Genomic DNA, 24523 nt, shown 5'->3' on the forward strand with positions numbered 1-24523 from the left:
ATAAACGTCATTACTCTTGTAAGCTGGCAATCTAAACCGCTCTATATTGTCTCTTTACTGTCTTGGTTTCGGCGTAATGAAGCCATCATGATGATGAGCACCGACGCCAAACGCGCCCGCATTCCCGACGCCGACAAGGCGCGGCTCCGGGTCATGTTCCTCGCCAAGCACGCGCGCAGCTGCGGGGCGCCCGACCAGGTGGACGGCAACCACGCGATCTATCATCACGAGCTGAGGACCACGCTCGAGGCGATCGGGCTGAACGTCGTCCCCGAGCAGGACTACGCCGCCATCGAAGCGCCGCCGGCGGCCGATTTCGTGATCCCGCTGCTCAACCGCGCCGGCTTCCAGAACAGCGAGATGCTCGCGCCCCTGCTGCTGACGCGCCGCGGCGTGCCGTTTCTCGGCGCGAGCCCCATCCTGCGCGGACTCGCGGACGACAAGCATCTGAGCAAGCTCGTCGCTCGCCACCACGCGGTTCCGACCGCCGCCTGGACGATCCTCCGCCGCGGCGCCCCGATCGTCGAACCGGCGTTCCGCCCCGAACGGCTGGTTGTGAAGCCCAACGCCTCGTCCGCCTCCTGGGGCGTGCGGGTCGTCGACGCATGGGCTGAAGCCCGCGACCACGTCGCCCGATTGCACGAGCTCGGCCACGACGTCATCGTCGAGGAGTATCTCCCCCTGCTCGACGTCGCCGTTCCCGTGATCGGCGGAGCCGGCGACGAGCCGTGGCTTCTGCCGCCGATGGCGCACTGCCCGGAGGCGCTGGGCGAAGTGCGCTCCTACGAAGAGAAGCGCTCGCTCGTGCCGACGCTCGCCTGCGATCCGCTCTCGCCTGTCGAGGACGCAGGCCTGGTCGCGCGGCTCGAAGAGCACACGCGCCGGCTCGTGCCGGAGCTCTGGCCTTTCGACTACGGCCGCTTCGAGTTCCGTCTCGACCCCGCGACAGGAGCGATCGCCTTCATGGAGGTCAACCTGTCCTGCAATCTCTGGTCGACGAAGAGCATATCCCGCTCGGCCGCGACGCTTGGGCTGAGTCACGCCGAGCTGGTCGAATCGATCGTCGGCCACAGCCTGAGACGGCAGGGTCTGGTCATGGCGGAGCGGCTGGAGCGCGCGGCGTGAGCCGGGCGCCGTCGCGCGGGCTCACCGTCCTCATCCTCGCCGGCCAGCGCGAGGGGCGCCCCGACGCGTTCGCAAACGCCATGGGCGTCGCCTTCAAGGCTCTGGCTCCCGTCGCCGGGCAAGCCATGGCGCTGCATCCGCTGGCTGCGGTCGCCGCCTGCCCCGCCGTCGGATCGATCGTGATCTCGATCAATGCGGGCTCCGGCCTGGAAGACCTGCCCGAGGTCGCCGCATTGCGCGCGAGCGGGCGGCTCAAGGTGGTCGCGTCGCGCCCCAATCTGGTCGACAGCGTGCTGGAAGCCGTCGCGAACGTGTCCTTTCCCGTGCTGATCACCACCGCCGACACCGTCCTGCTGTCTCCGGAGGCCATCTCCGAAATCGATGACGCCGCGCGCGCCGGCGGGGCCGACGTCGCGGTCGCGCTCGCGCGTCGGGAGGACGTGCTCGCGGCGCACCCGGAAGGTCAGAAGCGCTTCTACCGCTTCGCGGACGGCGCCTATTCCAACTGCAACAGCTACTGGATCCGCGCCCGTTCGGCGCTCGCGCCAGCCGAGCTGTTTCGCTCCGGCGGACAGTTCGTGAAGCACCCGGCGCGCGTCGTCGGGGCCCTGGGCATCGCCGGGCTCTTCGAGCTCGTCCGCTTCCGCTTCGGGCTCGGCACGCTGGAACAGGGCTGCCGGCGACTGTCGAAGCGCTTCGAGCTGAAGATCGTTCCCGCCGTGCTTTCGGACGGCGCGGTCGCGATCGACGTCGACCATGAGCGCAGCCTGAAGGTCGCCGAGGCGGTGATCGCCGCGCGTCGAGAGGCGAACGCCGCGACGCCCGCGCGTCTCGCAGCGTGCTGACCCTGCGGGTCATCCCGCCAAGGCTGCTCGCGACGCGCCGCCCTCGGGCCCCCAACGACATTACTGGCCTCTATTTCGATACGCTTCGCCGCCACTGGAGCGTCGGCGACAGCTGTGTCGCGGCGGCGCTCGCGGCGGGCGGCGCTCTCGTCAATTTCCGGACTGCGACGACCAAACCGCAGGCCTGGCTCAACGGCTGGGGCGTCGAGGAGGACGCGTTGCGGCTGGGCTCGAACGACCCTGTCGCCCATGTCAGCATGGCGACGCGGAAAGGCCTGCACCGCCTTCTGAATCCGGCAGCTTATCCCTCGGCGGACAATCCGCTGAAGAACAAGCGCCTGTTCGCGCTCCGCTGCGTCGAGGCGGGACTGCCGACGCCGGAGAGCTTCCTTGGCCCGCTTCACGCCCTGTCCGATTGGGTCCGGGGCCATGACGCCGTCGTCGCGAAGCCGAATTATTCCTCCAAGGGAAAGGGCGTCACGGGCTTTCGCCGCGCCGGCGGCGCTTGGTCGACGGAGGGACGGCTCGTGCCCCAGGACGAGGCGGAGCGCAGGCTCGCCGCGATCCTGCGCTCCGGCGGGATCGTGCAGGCGGCCTGCGCCACGCATCCCGAGCTCGCCGAGCTTTCCCCGGGTGCGCTGCCGACGCTGCGCGTCATGACGGCCCTGAACGAATCGGGAGAGCCGGAAGCCTGCGACCGCGTCATCCGTCTGTCCGGCGGCGGACCACGCGCGGTCGACAACTTCAACGCCGGCAACATCGTGGCGAGCCTCGACGCGGAGGGCCGCATTCGGCGCGGGTTCCGACGCGTCGGCGCCAAGGTCGAGGAGGTGACGCGCCATCCCGCTTCCGGGCGCGACGTCGTGGGCTGGCGAATCCCGCAGGTCGAGGACGCCGTCCAGCTGGCGCTCCGCGCCCATGGGACGTTTCGCGACGGCTTCCGGGTCGTCGGGTGGGACGTCGGGATCGCCTTGTCCGGGCCGTCGCTGATCGAGGGCAACTGGAATCCGGGCTCCGACATCCTTGCGCTGGTCTCCGGTCGCGGACTGGGCGACACGCGGCTCGGGGAGATCTACCGCCACCATCTCGAGCGCGCCGCGCCCGCGGATTGGCGCGGCGGTCGTCCGATCCAGCGCGATCGGAAGATCGGTCGATCGCGCCGGCGGGTGGCGCGAGGCCGTCTCTGAGGAGAACGCGGCGCGGATCGGCGGCTATCTCCAGGCCAATCTCGATCCGATGCTCGGCTACGCCGCGCCGGCCGATTGACGGGCGAGCTCTGTCGCGCAGGCGTCAGCGCCGCCCGATTCCGAGCGCGGTCGCATGCCTGGCGCCCGCGATCGACCCGCCGATGTCTCGGGCTTGCTCAAGCGCGGAGGATGGGTAAGGCGCGCCGGTCGGCACGAGGAACTCCGAGGTCAGGACCGGAGCGCCGCAATAGCCGAAGACCCCGTGGTCGATCTGCGTCCGCATGGCGGCGGCGTAGCCGTGACGCTCATAGACGCCGATGTCGGCCGCGCCGACGCCGACGAGGTGAACGCGCAGCCGCTGAAGCAGCTTCGCCACCGATCCGTCCGGCCGCTCGTCATAGGCCCACCCGTTCGTGAAGACCCGGTCGATCCAGCCCTTGAGCTGTCCCGGCATTGACCACCAATAGACGGGGTAGACGAGGATGAGGGCGTCCGCCCGGTCGATCCGCGCCTGCTCGCTGGACACGTCCGCGGGCGGCCCCGCCTGCCCGCGAAACTGCGCAAGGTCCGCCGCTGAATATCTCGGGTCGAAACCTTCGGCCGCGAGGTCGGCGATCTCGATCTCATGGGCGGGATCGGTCGCCTGGATCGCGGCGGCGATCCGGTCCGCGACCGCGTGCGTCAGGGAATGCGTATCCGGGTGGGAGATGACGATCAGCGAGCGCATTCGGGCGGCTCCAGATAAGGCTTGGCGTCGGACGACAACGACAATATACTTTTGGTAAGTTGCGTTTGGTATATAACGATGTCAACGCCCCCCCCCGATCTCCCAACCCAGGCGCGCCGGCGCCTGACGCGAGACGAACGCCGCCGCCAGCTCATCGAGGTCTCCTGGCGGATCGCGCAGGCGGAGGGCGCCGACGCCCTGACGCTTGGTCGACTGGCGGAGCAGGCGGACGTTGCGAAGCCCGTGGTCTATGACCATTTCGGCACGCGTCGCGGCCTGCTCGCGGCGCTCTATCAAGACTATGACCGCCGGCAGACGGCGGCGATGGGCGAGGCGCTCGCTGCAAGCCCCGAGACGCTCGCCGACAAGGTCCAGGTCATCGCCGACGCCTATGTCGGCTGCGTGCTCGCCCAGGGCCGCGAGCTGTTCGGCGTCGCAGCCGCGCTTGAGGGATCGCCGGAGCTCGAGGCGCTGAAGCGGCGGTGCGACGCGGCGTTTCTTGAAAAGTGTAAGGCCGCGCTCGATCCCTTTGCTGGACGAGGGGTCTCGAGAACGGGCCTTCTTGGCGCGTTCGGCGCGGCGGACGCTCTTGCGCAGGCGGCCGCCGCCGGGGAGATCGGAGCGGGCGAGGCGCGGCGCGAGCTCGCCGCGGTCCTCCTCGCGACGGCGCAGAGAGCGATCGCTCCCGACGCTGGATGACGCCGGGACGCCGCCGGGCGTGGCGCACCGGAGCGAGGCAATCCCCCAGGCGCCGTCCGTTTCGTCGGTCGGATCGCCGTCCGCGCCGATATGCGACCGGCCGAGCCGCACTGCGCTCGCGGGGCTTCACGCGCAGGCTTCTCGCCGCCACCCGCGCCAGGCGGCCCGCTTAGCCCGCGGCCGACGCGCGATTGTCAGACGTGGTCGACGGCCCGGCGCCGGCGGGGCGGCCCCGCGCCGCCGGAGGAGCCGGAGCCGGTTGGCGACCGGGCGGACCCGGCACGTCTCGGTCCTCAAGGCCCGCCGTTCTTTTTTGCATGCGGGCAATGCGCCGGGGGCGCATCCCCCGCGGAGTCACGCCCTTGCCGCACGGCTCGTAACAATTACATGACGACCGTCATATAAAAGCGCGATGGGCCGCTTTTACGACGAACACGCCCGGCGCTTGCCGGGCCAAGGAGCACGTCATGAACCTCAAATTCGTCGCCGGCGTCTTCGTCTCGGCGCTTCTCGCTTCGCCCGCGGTCTCCGCCGAGACCCTTCTGTTCGGCGCGCCCAGCTCACCCACTGTGTGGGGGCACGAGGTCAAGCCAAGCAACGCCTCCGTTCAGATTAAGACTGTGGATCTTCGCAGGTCCGACGAGCCCGAGGCTCGCGGCGGCTTCGTCCCGAGCGAACCCACCATCTGGGGCCATCGTCCCGAACGCTCGCGCTGACGGCGAGCGCCGCCGCGGCGGCCAGCGGCGGCCGCCGCGACGGCGCATTTCGAAACTTGCCGGGCGGGCGCGGGCGAGCGCGCGCACGCCGGCTTCGCGCTCGAGACGTTTGGTTTTACGGCCTGGGTTCGACTGTCGGGCCCGGGCTGCGGCTTGGCGCAGCGGGTGGAAATGAGGTTGGTCGCCAGCCGCCGGGTGGCGGCCTCCTCGCCGCCGGGGCGTCCCGTCAGGCGGCCCCGGCGCGAGCGCGACGTTTTGGCCGCCGCCGATGCGCAAGGTCACGATCCCGCGGCGTATTCGTCGCACTTCATCGAATGCGGCAGACGCGTCGTCAGCACGGCCCCGATCGCGTGGCCGTGGGCGATCGCGCCGCCCTCAGCGAGCCCTGACAGGCGGCGATCGGCGTCCGTACGGGGCTCAGGATCATGATCTTACGGTCGGCCATTGTCGAACTCCCTTCTCGCTGGCGTTGAGATGTTCTTCGTCATGCGGTATTATGCCTGCAATACGTCAACCGCTTTTTTTTCGGGAGACGCGCGCTGTTGAGGAGAGCGCCATGCCGCTGAGCAAGGAGCACAAGGCCCGGACCCGCGAGCGCATCCTCAAGGAGGCGGGCGCGCTGTTTCGGCGGGATGGCATCGACGCGGTGAGCGTGCCGACTCTGATGAAGCAGGCCGGACTGACCCACGGCGGCTTCTATGCTCATTTCGCATCCAAGGACGCGCTGGTTGCCGAGGTGTTGGAGCGGGCGCAGAGCGCCACGTCCGAGTACCTCAAAGGCGTCGCCCGGCACGCGAAGGACCCCGTCGCGGCCGTGATCGACACCTATGTCAGCGCCCTTCATCGCGACCGGCCGGAAGATGGCTGCGCCGTCGCGGCGCTCGGCTCAGAGGCCGCCCGCGGCGAACCTCTCACCAAGAGGCAAATCGCGCAGGAGCTTCGCAAAGCGGTTGAGCGCCTGGCCGAGACCACCGAACTTGGCCCGGACAGGCAGGACGACGCGCTGGCCCTCTTCGCGGGGATGGTGGGGGCCGTGGTGCTGGCGCGCGCGAGCGCCGGCGAGGCTGAATTCTCCGACCACGTCCTTGAGGTCTGCCGGGAGCGCCTCAAGAAGATGGTCGGCCGCCAGGCGTGACGGGGCCCTGGTCCGGCGCGAGCGCTCTTTTTCGCCCCAGCCCGATCCGACCGGATCTGAAATTTTGTGTCCAGACTTGCAGACGGGTCGCGCGTCTATATATGATGATGATAATCTAAAGGGGCGGACGAACGCCGCCCCGGTCAGGGCGGCCCGATCGGAGCGCGAGCGTCGCGCCGCCAGGACGTCGCCTCCTGCTTCATGGAGAACGTCATGAACGCACTTGGGACCGCCGTCGTCACCGGAGCCTCTTCGGGCATCGGGGCCGTTTACGCGGAACGCCTCGCCGATCGCGGCCACGACCTCATCATCGCGGCGCGCGACGAAGACAGGCTGAACTCTCTGGCGAGGCGGGTGACCGACAGGACCGGCCGCAAGGTCGACGTGCTGCGATCCGACCTCACCAAGGACGAAGACGTAGCGCGGCTCGAGGCCCGCTTCGAAAGCGACGCGTCGATCACGCTGCTGGTCAACAACGCCGGCATGTCGTTGAACGGCGGACTGCTGGACAATGGACCCGTTGCGCTCGAGCGCCTCATCGCCCTGAACGTCACCGCGCCCACCAGGCTCGCCCGGGCGGCCGGCAGGGCCTTCGTGTCCCGCGGCGCGGGCGCGATCATCAACATCGCCTCGGTGCTCGCCCTTGCGCCTGAGGCGTTCGACGGCGTCTATAGCGGCTCGAAGGCCTTCCTGCTGAACCTCTCGCTCTCGCTCTCCCATCAGCTGAAAGACAGCGGCGTGCGAATCCAAGCCGTGCTGCCCGGCGCGACCCGGACCGAGATCTGGGAGCGCTCCGGAAAGGACGTCGACGCCTTCCCGGCGGAAATGGTCATGGCCGTGGACGATCTCGTCGACGCCGCCCTCACCGGCTTCGACCGAGGCGAAACAGTCACCATCCCGCCGCTCGCCGACGAGGGCGCATGGAACGCGCTGAACGACGCTCGGCTCTTCATGGCCCCCTACCTCTCCATGAGGGACGTCGCGCCTCGGTACCGGGCCCCCTAAGACCGCGTAGGCCCCCACGCCGATCACGCACGCGCCTGCCCGTCATGGACATGCCGGCGCGTCGAACCTTCGTCGCGCGCGAAGCCGCTTAACAGGGCCCGGCCGCGGCCGACCCTGTCGCTTGCGGCTGCAGCGGGATCATGCGCCCGGAATCGTTCGGCCGCTCGGCGCAGCCGTCGCTCCGGGCTTGTCCCGGAACCCAATGACATGCCGTCGACAGGCGATCCCGGACAGCCCCGGGGACGGACGGTCGAGGATATACCGCTTCAAAGCGAGCCGATCGCGCTCTAACTTGCGCTGATCGAGAGACGCCCATGATTCCCTGGATCCATCTGGACACGGCGCAGGTGCCGGGCGGCGGCGAGCTGAAGCTGTCTCGGCGGGGAAACGAGTTCTCGATCCGTCTCGGCCACGCCGAACTGATGAACAGCCGCCTCAGCGGCTCCGAAAAGGCGCTGGCGACGCTGGCCTTGGACCGGATCAAGGATCGGTCGCGACCGCGCATGCTGATTGGCGGGCTCGGCATGGGCTTCACGCTCGGCGCGGCGCTGGAGGCGTCGCCGCCGGAAGCGTCCGTCGTGGTGGCGGAGCTCGTTCCGGCCGTCATCGCATGGGCCGACGGGCCGATGGCGGAGGTCTTCGGGAGCATCCTCAGCGACCGACGGGTCACGATCGTGCAGGACGACGTCGCCGCCCTGATCCGCGCGGGTCGTGGCGGATACGACGCCATTCTCCTTGACGTCGACAACGGGCCCGAGGCCCTCACGCGCTCATCGAACGACGGGCTTTACGGCGTCGAGGGCCTAGGGGCGGCCCGCGCGGCGCTGAAGGGCGGCGGCGTGCTGGCGGTGTGGTCGCAGGGGCCGGACAAGTCGTTCGGCGCGCGGCTGTCCAAATCCGGCTTTGTGGTCGAGGAGCGCCGCGTCAGCGCCCACCGCGCGGGGAAGGGTCGCCGCCACGTGATCTGGCTCGCGACCAAGGCCCCGATGGGCCTGCCTGGCGCGGGCAAGCCAAAGCCGCGCCCGAAGCGGGCGACCGCCGCTACGCGGTCGCCTGGGCCTTCGGCCGCGCCAGGCAGGAGGCGCGGATAAGGCAGGTCGGGCGTGAGGGACGGTCGGATGTCGGCTTTGCGGCGGGGAGCCGATGTCGTCCATCGGGCCCAGCCGGCGTCGATCGCGTGAGCGGTCCCTAGACCTCGCGGCCGATCATACGGTCGAGCGACAGCGGCCCGCCGCCGCGGAAGGCGATGAACAGCGCGGTGAAGCCGAGCATCAGCGGATATTCGAAGCCGCGGTCGATCCACGGATAAGTCCCGCTGAGCGCGTAGCAGATGAACGCCATCTGGATCGCGAACATCGGCGCGACGAGCCGTGTCAGGAGGCCCGCCGCGAGCATCAGGCCGCCAGCGGATTCCAGGATCGCGACGAACAGAGCGAGCCCCTCTGCGAAGGGCAGGCCGAGCGTCTCGGAGATCAGCCGGGTCGAGCCCGCAAGCGGGTTCGCCATGGAGCCATGCGCGGTTCCCATGACCTTCGGCAGGCCGTGGGTGACGAGGGTCAGCCCGCAGGCGATCCTGAGGCCCGCGTAGCTCAAGGGATAAGCCCGCGCGTAGAAGGCCGCGAGGCTGGGAAAAATTGGCGCGGCGTCGTGGCTTCGGTTCGGCGCCTCGGGAGCGAAGGTCGGCCGCATGGCGGGCTCCTGATGGTTGATGGGGAGGGACGGCGCCGCGAGCGCGCAGGCCCCGTCGCGCCGGCAGGCTCAGCCGGCGTCTTTCGCCCGATAGGCTTCGGGGATGGCGAAGACCTCGTCGGCGCGGGCGTAGCCGCCGTCCTTAACCTCCTCGATCGGCCCCGTGAGTATGGTCTTTGTCAGCGCCGGCCTCCTCAGATCACGCCGCCATTGGCGCGGATCACCTGACCGCTCACCCATCCGCCATCGGGGCCTGCAAGGAACGAGACCACGCGGGCGATGTCGTCGGGCTCGCCGAGGCGGCCTGCCGGGATCATCTTGGTGACGGCGGCGACCTGCTCTTCCGACTTGTCGGAGAGGAACAGCTCGGTCGCGACCGGCCCCGGAGCGACCGCGTTCACGGTGACGCCGCGCGGGCCGAGCTCCTTGGCGAGCACATGCGTCATCCCCTCGACGGCCGCCTTGGTGGCGGCGTAGACGCCGTAGCCCGGCTGGTAGAGCCCGACCACGCTCGACGAGAAATTGACGATTCGCCCCCCGTCGCGGAGCCGGTTGGCCCCCTCTCGAAGACCGCGGAAGACGCCGCCGAGATTGATCGCGACATGGGCGTCGAACAGGGCGTCGTCGCTCTGCGCGAGCGGCGCGAGCTTCATGATCCCCGCGTTGTTGACCAGGACGTCGACCTGGCCGAACTCGGCCTCCGCCGCGTCGAACAGCGCGGCCGCGGCGGCCGGCTCGGAAAGATCGGCCTGGACCGCGATCGCCCGCCCGCCGGCGGCCGCGATCTCGGCGAGGACGGCCTCCGCCGCGTCCCGACCGCGGGCGTAGTTCACGACGACGGAGAAGCCGTCGGCTGCGAGCCGCCGGCTGATCGCCGCTCCGATTCCGCGCGATCCGCCCGTGACGATCGCGACGCGGTTGAACGTGTGAGCCATGGACGTCTCCCTTCGGAGAGGAACATGAGCCTTTTTCCGGGCGGGATAATCGCTTCCCCCTTGCCAACTCTGTTCGGCGGGCGCGAACAATGATCATGGACCATCTCGACAGCCTGCGTCTGTTCGCCCGAATCGTGGAGCGCCGGAGCTTCACCGCGGCCGCGGCCGATCTCGGGCTCTCCCGCTCCACAGCGACCGAAGCCGTCCGGCGCCTCGAAGCGAGGCTCGGCGCAAAGCTGCTGGAGCGGACGACCCGCCATGTGGCGGCGACCCTGGAAGGGCGGCAGTTCTACGAACGCTGCGCGGCCATCCTCGCCGACATCGAGGATGCGGAGGCGACGCTCCGCGCCGGCGAGCCGCACGGGTTGTTGCGCGTCGACGCGCCCGCGCTGCTTACGCGCACCTTTCTGCTGCCGGAGCTGCCTTCCTTCCTCGAGCGGCACCCGAAGGTCGACATCCAGTTCGGCCAGGGCGACCGGCTCGTGGACCTCGTCCGCGAGGGCGTCGACTGCGCGGTCCGCGTGGGCGAGCCGGCGGATAGCGGCCTCGCGATGCGCAAGCTCGGCGATCTGCGGGAGGCGACGGTCGCGAGCCCCGCTTATCTCGAGCGCTACGGCGCGCCCCGTTCGGTCGACGACCTCGCTGGCCACCTGATGGTCGGATTCATCTCTTCGCGTACGGGCGAGGCGCTGCCTCTCGAATTCACCGTCGACGGCAGGACCCGCGAGGTCGTGCTTCCGAGCCGCGTGACGTCGAACAACGCCGACACCAACGCCGATCTCGCGCGGCTCGGTCTCGGGCTGACCCAGGCGCCGGTCTACCGGTTCGAGCGCGAGCTTCGGGAAGGCGCGCTGGTGGAGGTGCTTCCCCAGAACCCGCCGTCGCCGACGACGCTCTCCGCCCTGTTCCCGAAAGCCCGCCAGATGGCGCCGCGGCTCCGGGTCTTCCTGGACTGGGCGGCGGCAATCTTCAGAGCGATGTAAACGCATCTGAGACGCCGGGAGCGGGAGGCGTGCAAGATCGGCGAACGCGCTCGGCGCCGACCGCGCTCTTCGGGCTCATCTCTGGACGATGCTATGCGGCCGCGACCAGGTGCGGCGCGCGGGCGTCCCCTGCGCGGAAGGCGTCCGGGCCGGGCTTTGCGTACAGATAGGCATGTTCGAGAGCGTCGAGCATCGCCCACAGCATCGAGCACTTGAATTCGAGCGCAGCCACGACCGCCTGTTGGCGCTCCGGCGTCGTCGCGTGCTCCTTGACGTAGGCGAGCGCGAAATCGCTGTCGCGCTTGGCCTGAACCGGGCGCGCCGTGAAATAGGCCAGCGTCTCGGGCCGGACGAAATCGTAATGCGCCAGCATGCCGGCCGTCCGCGTCGCGATGATCGACGGCGAGAACAACTCGGTCAGCGAAGATGCGATCGCCTCGAGCAGGCTCGCCTCGCGCACGAATGAGAGATAGGCGGTGACCGCGAACCGCGTCGCCGGAAGCGCGAACCGGCCGGAGACGACGGCCGGCCGGCTCAGGCCGAGGTCGTCGGTCAGCTTCAGCCAGCGCGCGATGCCGCCGTCGCCCTCGAACTCCCCGTCATGATCGACGATGCGCTGACGCCACGGACGGCGCATCGCAGGGTCGTCCATCCGCGACAGGATGATGGCGTCCTTCTGGGGAATGCAGGCCTGATAGAGGTAGCGATTGAGGGCCCAGGCCTCGACCTCGGTGCGGGAGCACAGCCCGTCCTGCAGGCGCACCTGGAAAGGATGGAGGTGGTGGTAGCGCTGTGCGCCGACCTCCCTGAGGCGCGCCTCGAATTCGCTGTCCGCGAGTAACTGGTCCATCGCTCGACCTCGTGCCGGACGCTGCGGGGCTCGCGCGTCTCCGGGGCCATATGGCGGCCCCGCGGCGCCGCGGTCCTTGAGCGGTATCAAGGACCGGGCCGAGGTCGGGGAGCAAGCTCGCCGCGGGGACGCCTAACGGCGCTCGAGATCGCGCGACTGGCGACGCCGCAGGCCGGCGCCCTCCGCCGCCGGCGATGAAGCCGCAAGCTCTCCCGATCATCCAAGATGAAGGACGCGGCGGCGGGAGCGCCCCGGCCAGGCGGCCCAATCGCCGGGCGCGAACCTTCTCTTCGGCGTCGGCGACCCCGTTTGATCCAACGCAAAGCGCCGCCCGCTCGAACCCTCTAGCGCAGAAGCAATCCCCCCGGGCGTCGATCCGATAGAGACTGATCATGGAAACCGGTCTGCAGGCGCGAGCGGACGAGATCAGCCTCTACGTCTCCGCCAGGAAGATCTATCCGCAGGCCGTTTCCGGCCGGTTCCGCTCGATCAAATGGGCGTTGCTGCTCCTGACTCTCGGGATCTATTACGCGCTGCCGTTCGTCCGCTGGGACCGAGGGCCGAACGCGCCGGGACAGGCCGTCCTGATCGACCTCGCCAACCAGCGCGCCTATTTCTTCGCCATCGAGATCTGGCCCCAGGAGGTCTACTACCTGACCGGCCTCCTCGTGCTCGCGGCGATGACGCTGTTTCTGATGAACGCCGTCGCCGGGCGTTTGTGGTGCGGCTATCTCTGCCCGCAGACCGTGTGGTCCGACCTGTTTCTCGCCGTCGAGCGCCGGATCGAAGGCGACCGTCGCGCTCGGATGGCTCTCGACGGGGCGCCCTGGACCATCGACAAGGTCGCGCGGAAAGCCGCGAAGCATGCGGCCTGGCTGCTCATCGCCTGGTGGACGGGCGGCGCGTGGGTGCTCTACTTCGCCGACGCGCCCACGTTGGTCCGCGAGCTCGCCGTCGGCGCCGCGCCGCTGTCGGCCTACGCCTGGATCGGCATCCTGACCTTCACGACCTATACCCTCGCCGGCCACATGCGCGAGCAGGTCTGTCTCTACATGTGCCCGTGGCCCCGCATTCAGGCGGCGCTCACCGACAAGCACGCGCTGAACGTCGCCTACGCCTTCGATCGCGGCGAGCCGCGCATGTCGCTCAAGCGCGCAGCGACCGCCCGGGACGAGGGGCTGCCGGCCGGCGACTGCGTCGATTGCCTGCAATGCGTGAACGTCTGCCCCACCGGGGTCGACATTCGCGCAGGCTCCCAGCTGGGCTGCATCCAATGCGGCCTGTGCATCGACGCTTGCGACACGGTCATGGGCAAGATCGGACGGCGTCCGGGCCTCATCGGCTACGACACCGAAGCAAACATAGGGCGGCGCTCGAAAGGTCTCGCCCCGGTCCTGAAGATCGTTCGGCCCCGGACGATCCTCTATGCGTTCGTGATCGCCCTGGTGGGCGGCGTGATGGTTTACGCGCTCAGCACGCGCGCATTCACGGGTCTCGAGGTCATCCACGACCGCAACCCCCTCTTCGTCCGGCTGTCGGACGGCGGGGTACGCAACGGCTATGTCGTGCGAATTCTCAACAAGCGCACGATGCCGCGCAGCTTCTCCTTGCAGGTGGAAGGAATTCCCGGCGCGACCGTCGAGGCCGTGGGCGCGGCGAGCGGCGCCGACGGCCTGCCGACGATCGAGGTCGGACCGGACACCACGCGCGAACTTCGCGTCGTCGTGGCCGCGCCCGCGCCCGGCCCCGCGGCCGCGGCGACGCCGATCCTCTTCCGCGTCGTCGAACGCGGGACGGACGACAGCGCCGCGACAAGCGATTTCTTCAGGTCGCCCGCGGGCGACGCGAACCGGGGCGCGCGACATGACAACGACTGACGCGACGGGCGCCCAGGGTCGCCCGTTCACCGGCCGCGCCTTCCTCGTCTGGCTCCTCGGCGCGTTCGCGGTGGTCCTCGGCGTCAATTTCGGAATGGCCTACCTCGCAGTGCAGAGTTTCAACGGCGTCCAGGTGAAAAGTTCGTACGCCGCGGGCAAGATCATGCCCGCCGCCCTGCGCGAAGCGGCGGAGCAGCGCGCGCGCGGCTGGACGGTGGACGTCCATGTCGACCGTCGTCTTGATTCCTCCGCGCGGGCCAGAGCCTGGGCGGTTTTCCGCGATCGTGACGGGGCGCCGCAGACCGGCCTCGTCATCAAGGCTCGGCTCGAGCATCCGAGCGACGAATTTCTCGACCGGTCGACAGCGTTGGTCGAAGACGAGCCGGGGCGGTACGCCGGGGCCGTCGCCGCGCTCAGTCCTGGCGGATGGACGCTGGAGCTCGTAGCGCGGCGCGACGGCGACGTCGTGTTCACGAGCCGCAACAAGCTCGTGATCGAGCCGTGACGTCGGCCGCCGCCGCGCTCCCGCGCGCCCGCCTGGATCCCGTCGGCCGGCCGAAGCGGGACTGGCTCGCCTGGACGACCCAAGCGGCCGACGGACGACGTCGGCTGGAGCTCGCGATCGACAATGTCGACTGCGCCGCCTGCATGGGCGACGTGGAACGCGCCGCGGCGCGCATTTCCGGGGTCGCCTCGCCCCGCCTCAACCTGACGACGCGGCGTCTCACGGTCGCGCTCGAGCGCGACGACGCGGATCTCGAGGGCCTCATGGCGGCCCTCGACTCGATCGGACATCCGGCGCGGCCATTCGATCCGGCGCTCGCGCGCGGCGCGGCGTCGGTCGACATGCGCCGGCTGCTGACTTCGCTCGCAACGGCGGGCTTCGGCGCGATGAACGTGATGATGCTGTCGGTCGCGGTCTGGTCCGGAAACGCGACGGACATCACGCCCGAGACCCGCGACTTCTTCCATGCGGTGTCCGCGCTGATCGCGCTTCCCTGCATCGCGGTGGCGGGCCGCCCCTTCTTCGCCAGCGCATGGCGCGCGGTTCGCCGCGGCGGCGTCACCATGGATCTGCCGATCTCGGTCGGCGTCACGCTCGCGACGGCCTATTCCTTCGTCAACACGCTGACCCATCAGGACGAGGCCTATTTCGACAGCGCGCTGATGCTGCTGTTCTTCCTGCTCTGCGGCCGCGTCCTCGACGAGCTGATGCGTCGCCGCACCGCTCTTGAGGCCGAGACGCTCGCGGCCCTCCGCGCGGACATAGCGATCCGGGTCGAGCCGACAGGGGAACTGGTGGAGACGCCGGCCTCCAGCATCGCCCCCGGCGACCTCGTGCTGGTGAGGCCCGGCGAGCGCGCGCCGGTCGACGGCGTCGTCGTGCGCGGCGCAAGCGAATTCGACCTGTCGATCATGACCGGGGAAACGACGCCGGTCGCGGCCACGGTCGGCGCCGAGATCTGCGCCGGCGCCTGCAACGGCTCGGGCGCCGTCGAGTTGCGCGCGTCGAGACCAGCGAGCGGCAGCTTCCTCGACGAGGTCGAGCGGCTCCTGCGCGCCGCGGGCGACGCGCGATCGAAAACCCGCCGTCTCGCCGACCGTGTGGCGCGCTTCTACACGCCCGTCGTCCATCTCGGAGCGCTCTCGACGTTAATCGGGTGGCTCGCCGTCGGGGCTGATTGGCGGACCGCGCTCGTCAACGCCATAGCCGTTCTCATCATCACATGTCCCTGCGCGCTGGCCCTCGCCATCCCTGCGGTTCAGGTCGTGGCCGCCGGCCGCCTGTTCCGGGGCGGCGTGCTCCTGAACGCCGGCGACGCGATCGAGCGTTTCGCCACCGTGGACATGGTGGTGTTCGACAAGACCGGCACCCTGACCGAGCCCGAGCGGCGGAGCGCCGACCTCGCCGCGATCGATCCGGCCCTTGCCCGGCGCGCAGCGCGGCTTGCGACGCGAAGCCGGCACCCGCTGGCGCAGGCGCTCGCCGGCGCGAGCGGGTCAATCGGCGCGATCGGCGCGACGGCGGCTGAAGCGCCGACGGACGTCGCCGAGCTGCCGGGCCACGGCGTCGAGGGCGTGCTGGACGGCCATCGCGCTCGGCTGGGGAGCCCGGCGTTCTGCGGGGTGGCCGCGGCCGACCTCACGGCCGCCGAAGCGCGCCGCCCCCGCGCGTCTTTCATCGCTTACCGGGAGGACGAGGGCGAGCCGGCGCTGATCGCGGTCGAACAGCGGCTCCGACCGGACGCCCGCGACGCGGTCGCAGCTCTCAGGGACGCCGGCTTTGCGATCGAAATCCTGTCGGGCGATCGGCCGGACGCCGTGGCGAGCGTCGCCGCCGAACTCGGCGTCGAAAACTGGCGCGCGCGTCAGACGCCGGCGGACAAGATCGCGCGCCTGGAGCAGCTGAAAGCGGCGGGTCGGCGACCTCTCATGGTGGGCGACGGCGTGAACGACGCCCCGGCGGTCGCCACGGCTCACGCCTCGCTCGCGCCGGCCTCGGGCGTCGACGTCGTCCAGATCGCAGCCGACGCCGTCCTGATCGAGGGACGGCTGAGGGCCATTCCCGAGGTTCTCGCCGTGGCCCGGCGCGCGCGCCGAGCGATGATCGAGAACCTCGCCTTCGCGATCGTCTACAACGTCGCCGCCGTGCCGATCGCCGTCGCCGGCCATGCGAGCCCGCTCATCGCTGCGTTGGCGATGTCGGCGTCCTCGCTCGTGGTGACCGCGAACGCATTGCGCCTGCGATGGGCGGGCGCGCCGGCGCCTGGCCCTGCAGCCAGGGCTGGACGCGCGATCGCGCGGGCCCTGCCATGACCGTGTTGATCTATCTGGTGCCAGCCGCCGTCAGTCTCGGCATGCTGGGCCTCGCCGCGTTTCTCTGGTCGCTGAGGAGCGGGCAGTTCGACGATCTCGAAGGCGCCCGCTGGCGCATTCTCGACGACGACTGAGAGGGGACGCCCTGCGCCGCAGAGCGCGATCTCGCACAGGCCGTTCCGCCGTCGGCGCGGCCGCACGTTCGTTGATTTGAATCAAGGTTCGCCGGGCCGAATTCGCCGAAAGCAAGATTGTCAGAGGTCGACGCCGATCAGGCGCGGCCGGATCGAAGCGCCGTTTCGGGGACCCTTATGAGCGCAGATCGCGTAGCGCCAAGCTTCACGGGCGAGGAAGCCGGCTTCGGCGCCTTTTTCGCGGTCGCGGCGTTGGCGTGCTTCTTCCTGGCCGCTCAGGCCGTCGACGCCCCGTTCGGCTTTCATATGACGATCGGGGCCCTCGCCGCCGCGGGGAGTCTCGCTCTGCTGTATCGGTCGAGCGTGGCGCGCGCGACGCCGGCCCCCGAAGAGATCGACGGCAAGCCCAACTACAATTTCGGTCCCGTCAAATTCGGCGCGATCGCCGCCATGTTCTGGGGCGTCGCCGGTTTCACGGTCGGATGCTGGATCGCTCTCCAGCTTTCGTTCCCGCAGCTCAACTTCGACCTCGACTTCCTGAGCTTCGGGCGGCTGCGCCCATTGCACACCTCGGCGGTGATCTTCGCTTTCGGCGGCAACGTCCTGATCGCGACGTCCTTCTACGTCGTGCAGCGGACCTGCCGGGCGCGGATGCCGGGCGTCGTCGCGCCCTGGTTCGTGATGGTCGGCTACAACCTCTTCATCGTGGTCGCCGGCACCGGCTATCTGATGGGCGTCACCCAGAGCAAGGAGTACGCCGAGCCCGAATGGTACGCGGACCTCTGGCTGACGATCGTGTGGGTCACCTATCTCGCGCTGTTCCTCGGCACGCTCTGGAAGCGCAAGGAGCCGCACATCTACGTCGCGAACTGGTTCTACCTGGCGTTCATCGTCACCATCGCGATGCTGCACGTCATCAACAACCTGGCCGTGCCGGCGACCATCTTCGGATCGAAGTCCTACATCGTGTGGTCGGGCGTCCAGGACGCCATGGTGCAGTGGTGGTATGGACATAACGCCGTCGGCTTCTTCCTGACCGCCGGCTTCCTCGCGATCATGTACTACTTCATTCCCAAACGCGCCGAGCGGCCGGTGTATTCCTACCGGTTGTCGATCGTGCACTTCTGGTCGCTGATCTTTCTCTACATCTGGGCCGGACCGCATCACCTGCACTACACGGCGCTGCCGGAGTGGGCGTCGACGCTCGGAATGACGTTCTCGATCATGCTCTGGATGCCCTCGTGGGGCGGCATGATCAACGGGTTGATGACGCTGTCCGGCGCCTGGGACAAGCTCAGGACGGACCCGGTGCTGCGGATGATGGTGGTGTCGGTGGCCTTCTACGGCATGGCGACCTTCGAGGGGCCGCTGATGTCCATCAAGGAGGTCAACTCCCTCTCCCATTACACCGACTGGACCATCGGCCACGTGCATTCCGGGGCGTTGGGCTGGGTCGCCTACATCTCCTTCGGGGCGCTCTACTGTCTCGTTCCCTGGCTCTGGAAGCGGCCGCTCTACTCGCTGAAGCTGGTCGACTGGCACTTCTGGATCTCGACGATCGGGATCGTCTTCTACATCTCGGCGATGTGGGTGGCCGGCATCATGCAGGGCCTGATGTGGCGGGCCTACACCGCCTTCGGCTTCCTCGAATACTCCTTCGTGGAGACCGTGGAGGCGATGCACCCCTACTACGTCATCCGCGCGCTCGGCGGGATCCTCTTCCTGATCGGCGCCCTGCTGATGGCTTTCAATCTCTTTCGAACGATCCGTCCGCGCGAGGTCGAGCAGGGCTTCGCGCCGCTCGCTCTCGCGCCGGCCGAGTGAGGACCGCCGCCATGGCCGCCGCCGTCTGGGACAAGCACAAGATCTTCGAGAAGCATTCGCTGCTCCTCCTCGTCGGAATCCTCGTCGTGGTCGCGATCGGCGGCCTCGTGGAGATCGCGCCGCTCTTCTACATCAAGAGCACCATCGAGACCGTCCAGGGCGTGCGTCCCTACTCGCCGCTCGAACTCGCCGGGCGCGACATCTATGTCCGCGAGGGTTGCTATCTCTGCCACAGCCAGATGATCCGGCCGATACGCGACGAGGTCGAACGCTACGGGCATTTCTCGCTCGCGGCGGAGTCCCAATACGACCATCCGTTTCAGTGGGGGTCGAAGCGCACGGGGCCGGATCTGGCTCGCGTGGGCGGCAAATATTCCGACGAGTGGCACAAGGCCCATCTGGTCGATCCGCGATCGGTCGTGCCGACCTCGATCATGCCGGGTTATCCGTTTCTCGCGGAGCGCGCGCTCGGTCACGAGCGCATCACGGACCAGCTGAAGGCCAACCGCGCGGTCGGCACGCCTTATGACGACGACCAGATCTTCGGCGCGCGTCGGGATCTCTACGCGCAGGCTGATCCGGACTCCGCCGACGGCGCCGCGTTTCGCAAGCGCTATCCGACGGCCCTCGTCCGCGATTTCGACGGCGATCCGAAGCGCCTCACCGAAATGGACGCGCTGATCGCCTACCTGCAGATGCTCGGCGCTCTCGTCGACTTCAAGCAATACGACGACAAAGCAAACCTCCGCTGAGATCGAGCCGATGACTTACGAAACGATGTCTCACATCGCCCAGACCGGCGGGTTGCTGCTGTTCGTCGCTCTGTTCGTCGCGGTGCTGGGTTATGCGCTGCGGCCGCGCAACCGGGCGCGCTTCGACGCCGCGGCGCGCACGCCCCTCAGGGAGGACTGAACGATGAGCGCGCCAGACACGCGCGACCCGGCCTCGGGCGTGGACACGACGGGCCATGAATGGGACGGCATAAGGGAGCTCAACAATCCGCTGCCGAAATGGTGGCTCTACGTGTTCTACGCGTCGATCCTGTGGGCTGCGATCTACTGGCTCGTGATGCCGGCTTGGCCGCTGGCCTCGACTTACACAAAGGGCTGGCTGGGCTATTCGCAGCGGGAGGCGGCCCTCGCCGACCGGGACGCCGCGCTTGTCGCACGCGCCGCGCACGGCGCGCCGTTGCTCAGCGTGCGTCCGGACCAGATTTCCGGAAACGCGGCGCTGCTCGAATTCGCGCTGGCGAACGGCAAGGCCGCGTTTGGCGACAATTGCGCGGCCTGCCACGGCGCGGGCGGCGGCGGCGCCAAGGGCTTTCCGAACCTGCAGGATGACGACTGGCTGCACGGCGTCTCGATCGACCAGATTCTCCAAACCATCCGCGTCGGGGTTCGATCCTCGTCGCCGGACACGCTGGGCGCCGTGGCGATGCCGGCTTTCGGGAGGGACGGCCTGCTGAAGCGCGACGAGATCGTGAACGTCGCGGCCTTCTCGCGAACCCTGTCCAGGCTCGCGCCGGATCCGTCGGCGGATCTCGAGGCGGGCGGCCGGCTCTTCGCGACCCAGTGCGCCTCGTGTCACGGCGCCGGGGGCGAGGGGAAGCGCGAGATCGGCGCGCCGCGCCTCAACGACGCGATCTGGCTCTACGGCGGCGATCAGAAGACGATCGTCGAGACGCTGACCAACGGGCGCGCCGGCGTGATGCCCGCCTGGGACGGCAAGCTCGACGAAGCGACGTTGCGGTCGCTTGCGGTCTATGTGCGGTCGCTCGGAGGAGCGCAGTAGGGTCGACATGATTGCGGACGCCGCCGCATTGACCCTCGCCGGCGGGGTCATGATGGGACTGGCCAGCAGCCTGCATTGCGCTTCGATGTGCGGCGGCGTCGCCTCGGCGATGATGTTCGCTTTCGCGACGTCGGACTCGAGCGCGGCGCGGCGGCGCGCCATCGTGCTGACGCAGAGCGGCAGGGCGGCGGGCTATATGCTCGCGGGCGGCGCCGCCGCGATGGTTGGGGCGTCGGTCGTCGCGGCGCTCGATCATGTCGGCGGCCTCATCGTCCTGCGCTGGGCCTCGGCGGCGACATTGGCCTGGATCGGCATCGCCACTCTCGGGCTCGTTCCGCCGCTGCGCGTCCTGGACGGCGTCGCGACGCGCGTGACGGCGCCGCTGCGGCGCCTCGCCTCGCGCTCGCCGCAAACGGCGCTTTGGACGCCGTTCGTAGGCGGGCTCGCCTGGAGCTGCACGCCCTGCGCCATGGCGCTCGCGGCGGTCGTCTACGCCAGCCTCACAGGGTCGGCGCTCGGCGGCGTTCAGGTCATGGCCGGCTTCGCGCTCGGGACGATGCCGGCAGTCGTCGCGTCCGCGATCGGCGTCGCCCGCCTGCGGGGCTTCGCCCGGCGGCCGGCCGCGCGCGTCTCGGTCGGACTGGCCCTTGTCGGGCTCGCCGTCGCGAGCGCCGCCGCACCCGGGCTCGGGGCCTCCGTCCTGTGCCTTACGTCCTTCTAGACCAGCGACGAGGTCGAGCGCGCCGCCCGCGCCTCCCGCGAATGGCGGGCTGCAACCGTGGCGCCGTTCAACGCGCGCAACCCGCCTATTCAAGTCTAGCCGTGTCGACACGATGAATGGCGACCGCCCGCTGCTTAGAACATCCCGTTCGGATTGGCGGAAGCATCGGGCAGAACCTGCAGCACGTCCCAGTGCTCGACGATCTTGCCGTCGCCGTCGAGCCGGAAAATATCCATGGCCGCATAGTCATGGTCGCCCGGCCAGCGCTGAAGACAATGCAGCGCCACCAGATCGCCTTCGGCGACCGCCCGCTTCACCTCGACCCGCTTTCCTGGCCACTCACGGGCCATGCGTTCGAAATAGGCGATGAAGCCGTCCTTGCCCGTCGCGACATGCGGGTTGTGCTGGATGTACTCGGCGCCGGCGTAGCGCTCGATCGCCTCGCGCGGACGGCAGTCGTTGAACATGAGTTCGTAGAAGGCGATCACGTTCGCCTTGTTCTGCTCGGGGTCGCTCATGCCGTCATCCTGATATGAGAAGGAGCGCCCAAGGCGCCCCTTCAAAGTCTCAGAACGTGACGCCTGATTCGTCCAGTCAGCCGGACGCTGCGGACTCCCTCAGCTTGAGAGCAGGTTGTCGCGCAAGGTCGTCCCCTCGTAGCGCGTCCTCAGCCGTCCGCGACGCTGAAGCTCGGGCACCACGAGATCCACGAACTCCTCGAAGCAGCCCGGCGTGTAGGTGGCGGCGAGCATGAAGCCGTCGGCGCCGCCTTCGTCCATGTAGGTCTCCATCTGATCGGCGATGTCGGCGGCGGTGCCGACCGCGACCGGCATGCCCATGCCCTGCGCGTAGATCAGCGCGGCCTCCTTGACGGAGACGGGCACCTTACCCTCCGGGTCCTTGGCGTAGATGATCGACTCGAACAGGCCCTGGATGCCGGGCACCTCGAGGTTCTTGACGTTCTCGTCGAGCTTCATCTTCGAGAAGTCGAGACCGAAATGGCCCGACATCCAGGCGATGGCGCCCTCGAGCGGGATGCAGGCCTTGATGCGCTCGTATTTTTCTTCGGCCTCCGAACGCGTCTCGGCGACCACCGTCTGAAGACCGTAGATGTATTTCACGCTTCCGGCGCGGCGGTCGAACTTGCTCTCCAGACGCTCGTCGAGATCGCTCGCATATTGCTTCATGCGGTCCACGCCCGGATGGACGGCGAAGATCGCCTCCGCGTGCTTGGCCGCGAAATCCCGCCCGCGTTCGGAGGACCCGGCCTGCCAGATCACCGGCCGGCCCTGGGGCGACGGCGCGCAGAAGTGCCGGCCCCGGCATTTGAAGTACTTGCCGTCGTGGTCGATCACCCTGACCTTGTCGGGGTCCGCATAGATCCCCGTCGCCTTGTCGGCGACGATCGCGTCCGGCTCCCACGAATCCCAGAGCTGGTAGCAGACGTCGAGATACTCCTCCATCTTCTCGTAGCGCTCGCCGCGGGGCGTCATGTCGACATGGCCGTAGGCCTCCCATTCGCTCTTCGAATAGGAGCTGACGACGTTCCAGGCGACGCGGCCTTCCGAGAGATGGTCAAGGCTCGAGAGTATGCGGCTCATCGCATAAGGGTGGACGAACATCGTCGAGAGGGTCACTCCGACGCCGAGATGCTCGGTCGCGCCGGTGATGATCGGCACGATGGTTGAGGGCTCGTGGGTCGGGCACTGGACGGCGTAGCGGACGGTCGCGTCGGAGCTGTTTTCGAAGGTGTTGTACGGCGCGAGCTCGTCCGCGATGAACATCGCGTCGAAGAAGCCGCGCTCCATGGTCTGCGCCATATGCCGCCAGTATCTCGGCCGGGCGAAGTCGTAATTGATCTTGTCCTTCGCGTTCCGCCACATGCCGGTGGCGTGGCTGTTGACGCCGTGCTGGATGAAACCGAGCAGGTGGGCTTTCTTCTTCGAAGACAGCGACATGAGGTGCTCCTTGCGCGCAAGTGGCGCGCGACGCGGAAAGGGATCGACAGGGTCGCGGCGGCGGCTCAGGCCGCCCCCACCGCGCCGACACTCTGTTGCAACGGGCGAATGACGCGCTTGGCGAACGGGCCGGCGTCGCGCATCGGGTCGTCGAACTGGCAGACGATGCGGTCCACCCCGATCGCCTCCAGCACGGGAATGCGGGCGCGCACGCTTTCGAAGCTGCCGATCAGCCCGAGTTCGAAGCCGGCGTTGGAATCCACCATCTGCTCCTCGTCGAGCGCGGCCCAGGCGGCCGCGCCGGATTGGCTCATGACCTCGCGGAAGAACCCGATGGTCTCGGTGTTTCGACGCGCCATCACCGCGCGCCAGCGCTCCTTCGCCTGCGAGCTCGTCTCGGTCGCCACGACATAGGCGTTGACGGCGATCTCGATCGTCCGGCCCCAGCGGTTGGCCTCCTGGCGCGCCGCTTCGACATGTCTGCGGAGCTCCTCGTCGGCCATGCCGTTGAGGAAGAGGCAATGTCCCCACTCGGCGGCCATGCGCATCGCGCGGTCCGAATGCCCGGCGATCCAGACTTCGGGAATCGAGGCCTCGTCGAGCCCGTAGCTCGGCGCCGCCCCCGACGTCGCGGCCGTCGGGAAAGCGGGCGCCGCGTCCTTGTCTCCGACCTCCGACGCAAGACGCTGGGCCGGCTGGAACAGCCCATGGAGATCGCGCAGAAACGCGCCGGCCCGGTCGTAGCGGCCTTGATGATCGAGCCAGTCCACGCCGGAGAGCTCGAACTCCTCCTTCCACCATCCGCACACAATGTTCAGCGCCAACGGCCGCTCGGCGACCTTCGACAGCGTGTCGAGCATCCGGGCGACCAGGAACGGCGACCGGAAGCCGGGCTTCACCGCGCCGCACAGCCCGATCCGGTTGGTCGTCGCGGCGATCGCCCCGAGCAGGCTCCAGGCGTCCGCGACGCCCTCCGACGGGCCGTGAATGCAGTTGAGCAGGTTCTCCGACGCATAGAGGAAGTCGAAGCCGAGCGCCTCGGCCTGCTGGGCGATCGCGAGGCAGGAGGCGACGTCCGGCGCGGTCGGCTGGTCGACCGTGCGCAGCCAGCCGCCATAGACCGGAAGCCAGATTCCGAACTTCATGATGCGGCGACCCTCCGGGCGCCGGGACCGGCGGAGGTCACGTCGCGCTCCGGGGATCGTCGTCGAGGAAGAAGGCGGCCCCGTTCGCGGCCGCCGTAACGATCGCGAGCAAGGGTCCGGCATAGATGAAAAGCGGGTGGACGCCGGCGAGAGCGACGATCGCGGTGGCGGCGACGACGGCGAGGGCGATCGGCCACCAGTAGGTCTTGATGTCGCCGGAGTCGTCGACTTCGACGGTCGCGTCGTCATAGCTCGCAAGGGCTATCCGCGCGCCGCGGACATAGCCTGCGACGAAGAGGGCGGTCGCGAGAGCGCCCAGCAGGACGAAGACAAGGACGAGAGGGCTCATGATGGGCTCCG

Annotated in this window: 26 protein-coding genes and 2 pseudogenes; 18 read left to right on the forward strand and 10 right to left on the reverse strand. The window is 68.9% G+C overall.

All coding sequences use genetic code 11. The features are described 5' to 3' along the window. Nucleotides 1–87 precede the first annotated feature (87 nt). Genes ACO2RJ_RS17340 through ACO2RJ_RS17350 form a run of 3 tightly spaced genes read left to right on the forward strand, consistent with a single transcriptional unit; the run spans nucleotide 88 to nucleotide 3157 of the window. Nucleotides 88–1125, forward strand: a complete 1038-nt coding sequence (locus ACO2RJ_RS17340; RefSeq protein ID WP_423269376.1) for a phosphoribosylglycinamide synthetase — start codon at nucleotides 88–90, stop codon at nucleotides 1123–1125. After that, nucleotides 1122–1970: an NTP transferase domain-containing protein gene (locus ACO2RJ_RS17345; RefSeq protein ID WP_423269377.1), complete on the forward strand. Its 849-nt coding sequence runs from the start codon at nucleotides 1122–1124 to the stop codon at nucleotides 1968–1970. The genes ACO2RJ_RS17340 and ACO2RJ_RS17345 overlap by 4 nt, the downstream gene beginning before the upstream one ends. Continuing rightward, nucleotides 1964–3157 (forward strand): sugar-transfer associated ATP-grasp domain-containing protein, encoded by a 1194-nt coding sequence (locus ACO2RJ_RS17350; protein WP_423269378.1) that lies wholly within the window; start codon nucleotides 1964–1966, stop codon nucleotides 3155–3157. The genes ACO2RJ_RS17345 and ACO2RJ_RS17350 overlap by 7 nt, the downstream gene beginning before the upstream one ends. 103 nt (nucleotides 3158–3260) lie before the next feature. On the opposite strand, the gene ACO2RJ_RS17355 is transcribed toward ACO2RJ_RS17350, so the two are convergent. Then, nucleotides 3261–3884: an NAD(P)H-dependent oxidoreductase gene (locus ACO2RJ_RS17355; RefSeq protein WP_423269379.1), complete on the reverse strand. Its 624-nt coding sequence runs from the start codon at nucleotides 3882–3884 to the stop codon at nucleotides 3261–3263. 78 nt (nucleotides 3885–3962) lie between these two features. Here ACO2RJ_RS17355 and ACO2RJ_RS17360 point away from each other — a divergent pair, with 78 nt between their 5' ends. Both ACO2RJ_RS17360 and ACO2RJ_RS17365 read left to right on the forward strand, forming a co-directional pair. Next, nucleotides 3963–4583: a TetR/AcrR family transcriptional regulator gene (locus tag ACO2RJ_RS17360; RefSeq protein WP_423269380.1), complete on the forward strand. Its 621-nt coding sequence runs from the start codon at nucleotides 3963–3965 to the stop codon at nucleotides 4581–4583. Nucleotides 4584–5050: 467 nt separating this feature from the next. Next, nucleotides 5051–5299: a hypothetical protein gene (locus ACO2RJ_RS17365; RefSeq protein WP_423269381.1), complete on the forward strand. Its 249-nt coding sequence runs from the start codon at nucleotides 5051–5053 to the stop codon at nucleotides 5297–5299. 240 nt (nucleotides 5300–5539) lie between these two features. Here the strand turns inward: ACO2RJ_RS17365 and ACO2RJ_RS17370 are convergent. Continuing rightward, a pseudogene (locus ACO2RJ_RS17370) lies at nucleotides 5540–5676 on the reverse strand (acetyl-CoA C-acyltransferase); the annotation flags it as partial. A 179-nt stretch (nucleotides 5677–5855) separates the two neighbouring features. Between ACO2RJ_RS17370 and ACO2RJ_RS17375 the strand changes: the two are divergent. The 3 genes from ACO2RJ_RS17375 to ACO2RJ_RS17385 all read left to right on the forward strand — a co-directional run bounded on the left by ACO2RJ_RS17375 (nucleotide 5856) and on the right by ACO2RJ_RS17385 (nucleotide 8530). Then, complete coding sequence (locus ACO2RJ_RS17375; protein ID WP_423269382.1) at nucleotides 5856–6434, forward strand: TetR/AcrR family transcriptional regulator; 579 nt, start codon at nucleotides 5856–5858, stop codon at nucleotides 6432–6434. A gap of 213 nt (nucleotides 6435–6647) precedes the next feature. Further along, nucleotides 6648–7439 (forward strand): SDR family NAD(P)-dependent oxidoreductase, encoded by a 792-nt coding sequence (locus ACO2RJ_RS17380; RefSeq protein ID WP_423269383.1) that lies wholly within the window; start codon nucleotides 6648–6650, stop codon nucleotides 7437–7439. A gap of 314 nt (nucleotides 7440–7753) precedes the next feature. Continuing rightward, nucleotides 7754–8530, forward strand: coding sequence for a spermidine synthase (locus ACO2RJ_RS17385; protein ID WP_423269384.1), 777 nt, complete (start codon nucleotides 7754–7756; stop codon nucleotides 8528–8530). A 97-nt stretch (nucleotides 8531–8627) separates the two neighbouring features. Here ACO2RJ_RS17385 and ACO2RJ_RS17390 read toward each other — a convergent pair whose 3' ends face one another. The 3 genes and pseudogenes from ACO2RJ_RS17390 to ACO2RJ_RS17400 all read right to left on the reverse strand — a co-directional run bounded on the left by ACO2RJ_RS17390 (nucleotide 8628) and on the right by ACO2RJ_RS17400 (nucleotide 10063). Further along, on the reverse strand, nucleotides 8628–9128 hold the full coding sequence (locus ACO2RJ_RS17390; RefSeq protein WP_423269385.1) for a DoxX family protein: 501 nt from the start codon (nucleotides 9126–9128) through the stop codon (nucleotides 8628–8630). Between the two features lie 69 nt (nucleotides 9129–9197). Beyond that, nucleotides 9198–9284 (reverse strand): annotated as a pseudogene (locus ACO2RJ_RS17395) (4-oxalocrotonate tautomerase); the annotation flags it as partial. A 38-nt stretch (nucleotides 9285–9322) separates the two neighbouring features. Next, entirely contained in the window at nucleotides 9323–10063 is a 741-nt protein-coding gene (locus ACO2RJ_RS17400; protein ID WP_423269386.1) for an SDR family oxidoreductase, read from the reverse strand. A gap of 95 nt (nucleotides 10064–10158) precedes the next feature. Between ACO2RJ_RS17400 and ACO2RJ_RS17405 the strand changes: the two genes are divergently transcribed. After that, nucleotides 10159–11046, forward strand: a complete 888-nt coding sequence (locus ACO2RJ_RS17405; RefSeq protein ID WP_423269415.1) for a LysR substrate-binding domain-containing protein — start codon at nucleotides 10159–10161, stop codon at nucleotides 11044–11046. A gap of 91 nt (nucleotides 11047–11137) precedes the next feature. On the opposite strand, the gene pqqC is transcribed toward ACO2RJ_RS17405, so the two are convergent. After that, nucleotides 11138–11896, reverse strand: coding sequence for a pyrroloquinoline-quinone synthase PqqC (pqqC, locus tag ACO2RJ_RS17410; RefSeq protein WP_423269387.1), 759 nt, complete (start codon nucleotides 11894–11896; stop codon nucleotides 11138–11140). A 392-nt stretch (nucleotides 11897–12288) separates the two neighbouring features. On the opposite strand from pqqC, the gene ccoG reads away from it, so the two are divergent. From ccoG to ACO2RJ_RS17455, 9 genes are all read left to right on the forward strand, one after another. Continuing rightward, nucleotides 12289–13773 (forward strand): cytochrome c oxidase accessory protein CcoG, encoded by a 1485-nt coding sequence (gene ccoG / locus ACO2RJ_RS17415; RefSeq protein ID WP_423269388.1) that lies wholly within the window; start codon nucleotides 12289–12291, stop codon nucleotides 13771–13773. Continuing rightward, nucleotides 13760–14278, forward strand: coding sequence for a FixH family protein (locus ACO2RJ_RS17420; protein WP_423269389.1), 519 nt, complete (start codon nucleotides 13760–13762; stop codon nucleotides 14276–14278). Before ccoG ends, ACO2RJ_RS17420 begins: the two co-directional genes overlap by 14 nt. Then, complete coding sequence (locus ACO2RJ_RS17425; RefSeq protein ID WP_423269390.1) at nucleotides 14275–16590, forward strand: heavy metal translocating P-type ATPase; 2316 nt, start codon at nucleotides 14275–14277, stop codon at nucleotides 16588–16590. Before ACO2RJ_RS17420 ends, ACO2RJ_RS17425 begins: the two co-directional genes overlap by 4 nt. Continuing rightward, on the forward strand, nucleotides 16587–16724 hold the full coding sequence (gene ccoS, locus ACO2RJ_RS17430; RefSeq protein ID WP_423269391.1) for a cbb3-type cytochrome oxidase assembly protein CcoS: 138 nt from the start codon (nucleotides 16587–16589) through the stop codon (nucleotides 16722–16724). Before ACO2RJ_RS17425 ends, ccoS begins: the two co-directional genes overlap by 4 nt. A 177-nt stretch (nucleotides 16725–16901) precedes the next feature. Next, nucleotides 16902–18548, forward strand: coding sequence for a cytochrome-c oxidase, cbb3-type subunit I (ccoN, locus tag ACO2RJ_RS17435; RefSeq protein WP_423269392.1), 1647 nt, complete (start codon nucleotides 16902–16904; stop codon nucleotides 18546–18548). A gap of 11 nt (nucleotides 18549–18559) precedes the next feature. Beyond that, complete coding sequence (ccoO, locus tag ACO2RJ_RS17440; RefSeq protein ID WP_423269393.1) at nucleotides 18560–19300, forward strand: cytochrome-c oxidase, cbb3-type subunit II; 741 nt, start codon at nucleotides 18560–18562, stop codon at nucleotides 19298–19300. Nucleotides 19301–19310: 10 nt separating this feature from the next. Then, nucleotides 19311–19460: a cbb3-type cytochrome c oxidase subunit 3 gene (locus ACO2RJ_RS17445; protein WP_423269394.1), complete on the forward strand. Its 150-nt coding sequence runs from the start codon at nucleotides 19311–19313 to the stop codon at nucleotides 19458–19460. Between the two features lie 3 nt (nucleotides 19461–19463). Further along, on the forward strand, nucleotides 19464–20339 hold the full coding sequence (ccoP, locus tag ACO2RJ_RS17450) for a cytochrome-c oxidase, cbb3-type subunit III (RefSeq protein ID WP_423269395.1): 876 nt from the start codon (nucleotides 19464–19466) through the stop codon (nucleotides 20337–20339). A 7-nt stretch (nucleotides 20340–20346) separates the two neighbouring features. Then, complete coding sequence (locus tag ACO2RJ_RS17455) at nucleotides 20347–21060, forward strand: sulfite exporter TauE/SafE family protein (protein ID WP_423269396.1); 714 nt, start codon at nucleotides 20347–20349, stop codon at nucleotides 21058–21060. A 134-nt stretch (nucleotides 21061–21194) separates the two neighbouring features. Here ACO2RJ_RS17455 and ACO2RJ_RS17460 read toward each other — a convergent pair whose 3' ends face one another. The 4 genes from ACO2RJ_RS17460 to ACO2RJ_RS17475 all read right to left on the reverse strand — a co-directional run bounded on the left by ACO2RJ_RS17460 (nucleotide 21195) and on the right by ACO2RJ_RS17475 (nucleotide 24512). Continuing rightward, nucleotides 21195–21578, reverse strand: coding sequence for a nuclear transport factor 2 family protein (locus ACO2RJ_RS17460; RefSeq protein ID WP_423269397.1), 384 nt, complete (start codon nucleotides 21576–21578; stop codon nucleotides 21195–21197). 99 nt (nucleotides 21579–21677) lie between these two features. After that, nucleotides 21678–23018: an LLM class flavin-dependent oxidoreductase gene (locus ACO2RJ_RS17465; protein WP_423269398.1), complete on the reverse strand. Its 1341-nt coding sequence runs from the start codon at nucleotides 23016–23018 to the stop codon at nucleotides 21678–21680. Nucleotides 23019–23083: 65 nt separating this feature from the next. Continuing rightward, a complete protein-coding gene (locus ACO2RJ_RS17470; RefSeq protein ID WP_423269399.1) occupies nucleotides 23084–24163 on the reverse strand; it encodes an LLM class flavin-dependent oxidoreductase in 1080 nt (359 codons plus the stop codon). A gap of 37 nt (nucleotides 24164–24200) precedes the next feature. Further along, nucleotides 24201–24512 (reverse strand): hypothetical protein, encoded by a 312-nt coding sequence (locus tag ACO2RJ_RS17475; protein ID WP_423269400.1) that lies wholly within the window; start codon nucleotides 24510–24512, stop codon nucleotides 24201–24203. Nucleotides 24513–24523: the final 11 nt, after the last annotated feature.

The organism is Hansschlegelia sp. KR7-227 (assembly GCF_049446035.1).
Classification (GTDB): domain Bacteria; phylum Pseudomonadota; class Alphaproteobacteria; order Rhizobiales; family Methylopilaceae; genus Methylopila.

What these genes read in the sequence shown, in the direction of transcription:
- ACO2RJ_RS17340 (WP_423269376.1), top strand. Translation starts at nt 88, where the DNA reads ATGATGATGAGCACCGACGCCAAACGCGCCCGCATTCCCGACGCCGAC.
- ACO2RJ_RS17405 (WP_423269415.1), top strand. Translation starts at nt 10,159, where the DNA reads ATGGACCATCTCGACAGCCTGCGTCTGTTCGCCCGAATCGTGGAGCGC.
- ccoO (WP_423269393.1), top strand. Translation starts at nt 18,560, where the DNA reads ATGGCCGCCGCCGTCTGGGACAAGCACAAGATCTTCGAGAAGCATTCG.
- pqqC (WP_423269387.1), bottom strand. Translation starts at nt 11,896, where the DNA reads ATGGACCAGTTACTCGCGGACAGCGAATTCGAGGCGCGCCTCAGGGAG.
- ACO2RJ_RS17445 (WP_423269394.1), top strand. Translation starts at nt 19,311, where the DNA reads ATGACTTACGAAACGATGTCTCACATCGCCCAGACCGGCGGGTTGCTG.
- ACO2RJ_RS17455 (WP_423269396.1), top strand. Translation starts at nt 20,347, where the DNA reads ATGATTGCGGACGCCGCCGCATTGACCCTCGCCGGCGGGGTCATGATG.
- ccoS (WP_423269391.1), top strand. Translation starts at nt 16,587, where the DNA reads ATGACCGTGTTGATCTATCTGGTGCCAGCCGCCGTCAGTCTCGGCATG.
- ACO2RJ_RS17360 (WP_423269380.1), top strand. Translation starts at nt 3,963, where the DNA reads ATGTCAACGCCCCCCCCCGATCTCCCAACCCAGGCGCGCCGGCGCCTG.
- ACO2RJ_RS17375 (WP_423269382.1), top strand. Translation starts at nt 5,856, where the DNA reads ATGCCGCTGAGCAAGGAGCACAAGGCCCGGACCCGCGAGCGCATCCTC.
- ACO2RJ_RS17385 (WP_423269384.1), top strand. Translation starts at nt 7,754, where the DNA reads ATGATTCCCTGGATCCATCTGGACACGGCGCAGGTGCCGGGCGGCGGC.
- ACO2RJ_RS17365 (WP_423269381.1), top strand. Translation starts at nt 5,051, where the DNA reads ATGAACCTCAAATTCGTCGCCGGCGTCTTCGTCTCGGCGCTTCTCGCT.
- ccoP (WP_423269395.1), top strand. Translation starts at nt 19,464, where the DNA reads ATGAGCGCGCCAGACACGCGCGACCCGGCCTCGGGCGTGGACACGACG.
- ccoG (WP_423269388.1), top strand. Translation starts at nt 12,289, where the DNA reads ATGGAAACCGGTCTGCAGGCGCGAGCGGACGAGATCAGCCTCTACGTC.
- ACO2RJ_RS17460 (WP_423269397.1), bottom strand. Translation starts at nt 21,578, where the DNA reads ATGAGCGACCCCGAGCAGAACAAGGCGAACGTGATCGCCTTCTACGAA.
- ACO2RJ_RS17420 (WP_423269389.1), top strand. Translation starts at nt 13,760, where the DNA reads ATGACAACGACTGACGCGACGGGCGCCCAGGGTCGCCCGTTCACCGGC.
- ACO2RJ_RS17390 (WP_423269385.1), bottom strand. Translation starts at nt 9,128, where the DNA reads ATGCGGCCGACCTTCGCTCCCGAGGCGCCGAACCGAAGCCACGACGCC.
- ACO2RJ_RS17380 (WP_423269383.1), top strand. Translation starts at nt 6,648, where the DNA reads ATGAACGCACTTGGGACCGCCGTCGTCACCGGAGCCTCTTCGGGCATC.
- ACO2RJ_RS17465 (WP_423269398.1), bottom strand. Translation starts at nt 23,018, where the DNA reads ATGTCGCTGTCTTCGAAGAAGAAAGCCCACCTGCTCGGTTTCATCCAG.
- ACO2RJ_RS17470 (WP_423269399.1), bottom strand. Translation starts at nt 24,163, where the DNA reads ATGAAGTTCGGAATCTGGCTTCCGGTCTATGGCGGCTGGCTGCGCACG.
- ACO2RJ_RS17400 (WP_423269386.1), bottom strand. Translation starts at nt 10,063, where the DNA reads ATGGCTCACACGTTCAACCGCGTCGCGATCGTCACGGGCGGATCGCGC.
- ccoN (WP_423269392.1), top strand. Translation starts at nt 16,902, where the DNA reads ATGAGCGCAGATCGCGTAGCGCCAAGCTTCACGGGCGAGGAAGCCGGC.
- ACO2RJ_RS17475 (WP_423269400.1), bottom strand. Translation starts at nt 24,512, where the DNA reads ATGAGCCCTCTCGTCCTTGTCTTCGTCCTGCTGGGCGCTCTCGCGACC.
- ACO2RJ_RS17355 (WP_423269379.1), bottom strand. Translation starts at nt 3,884, where the DNA reads ATGCGCTCGCTGATCGTCATCTCCCACCCGGATACGCATTCCCTGACG.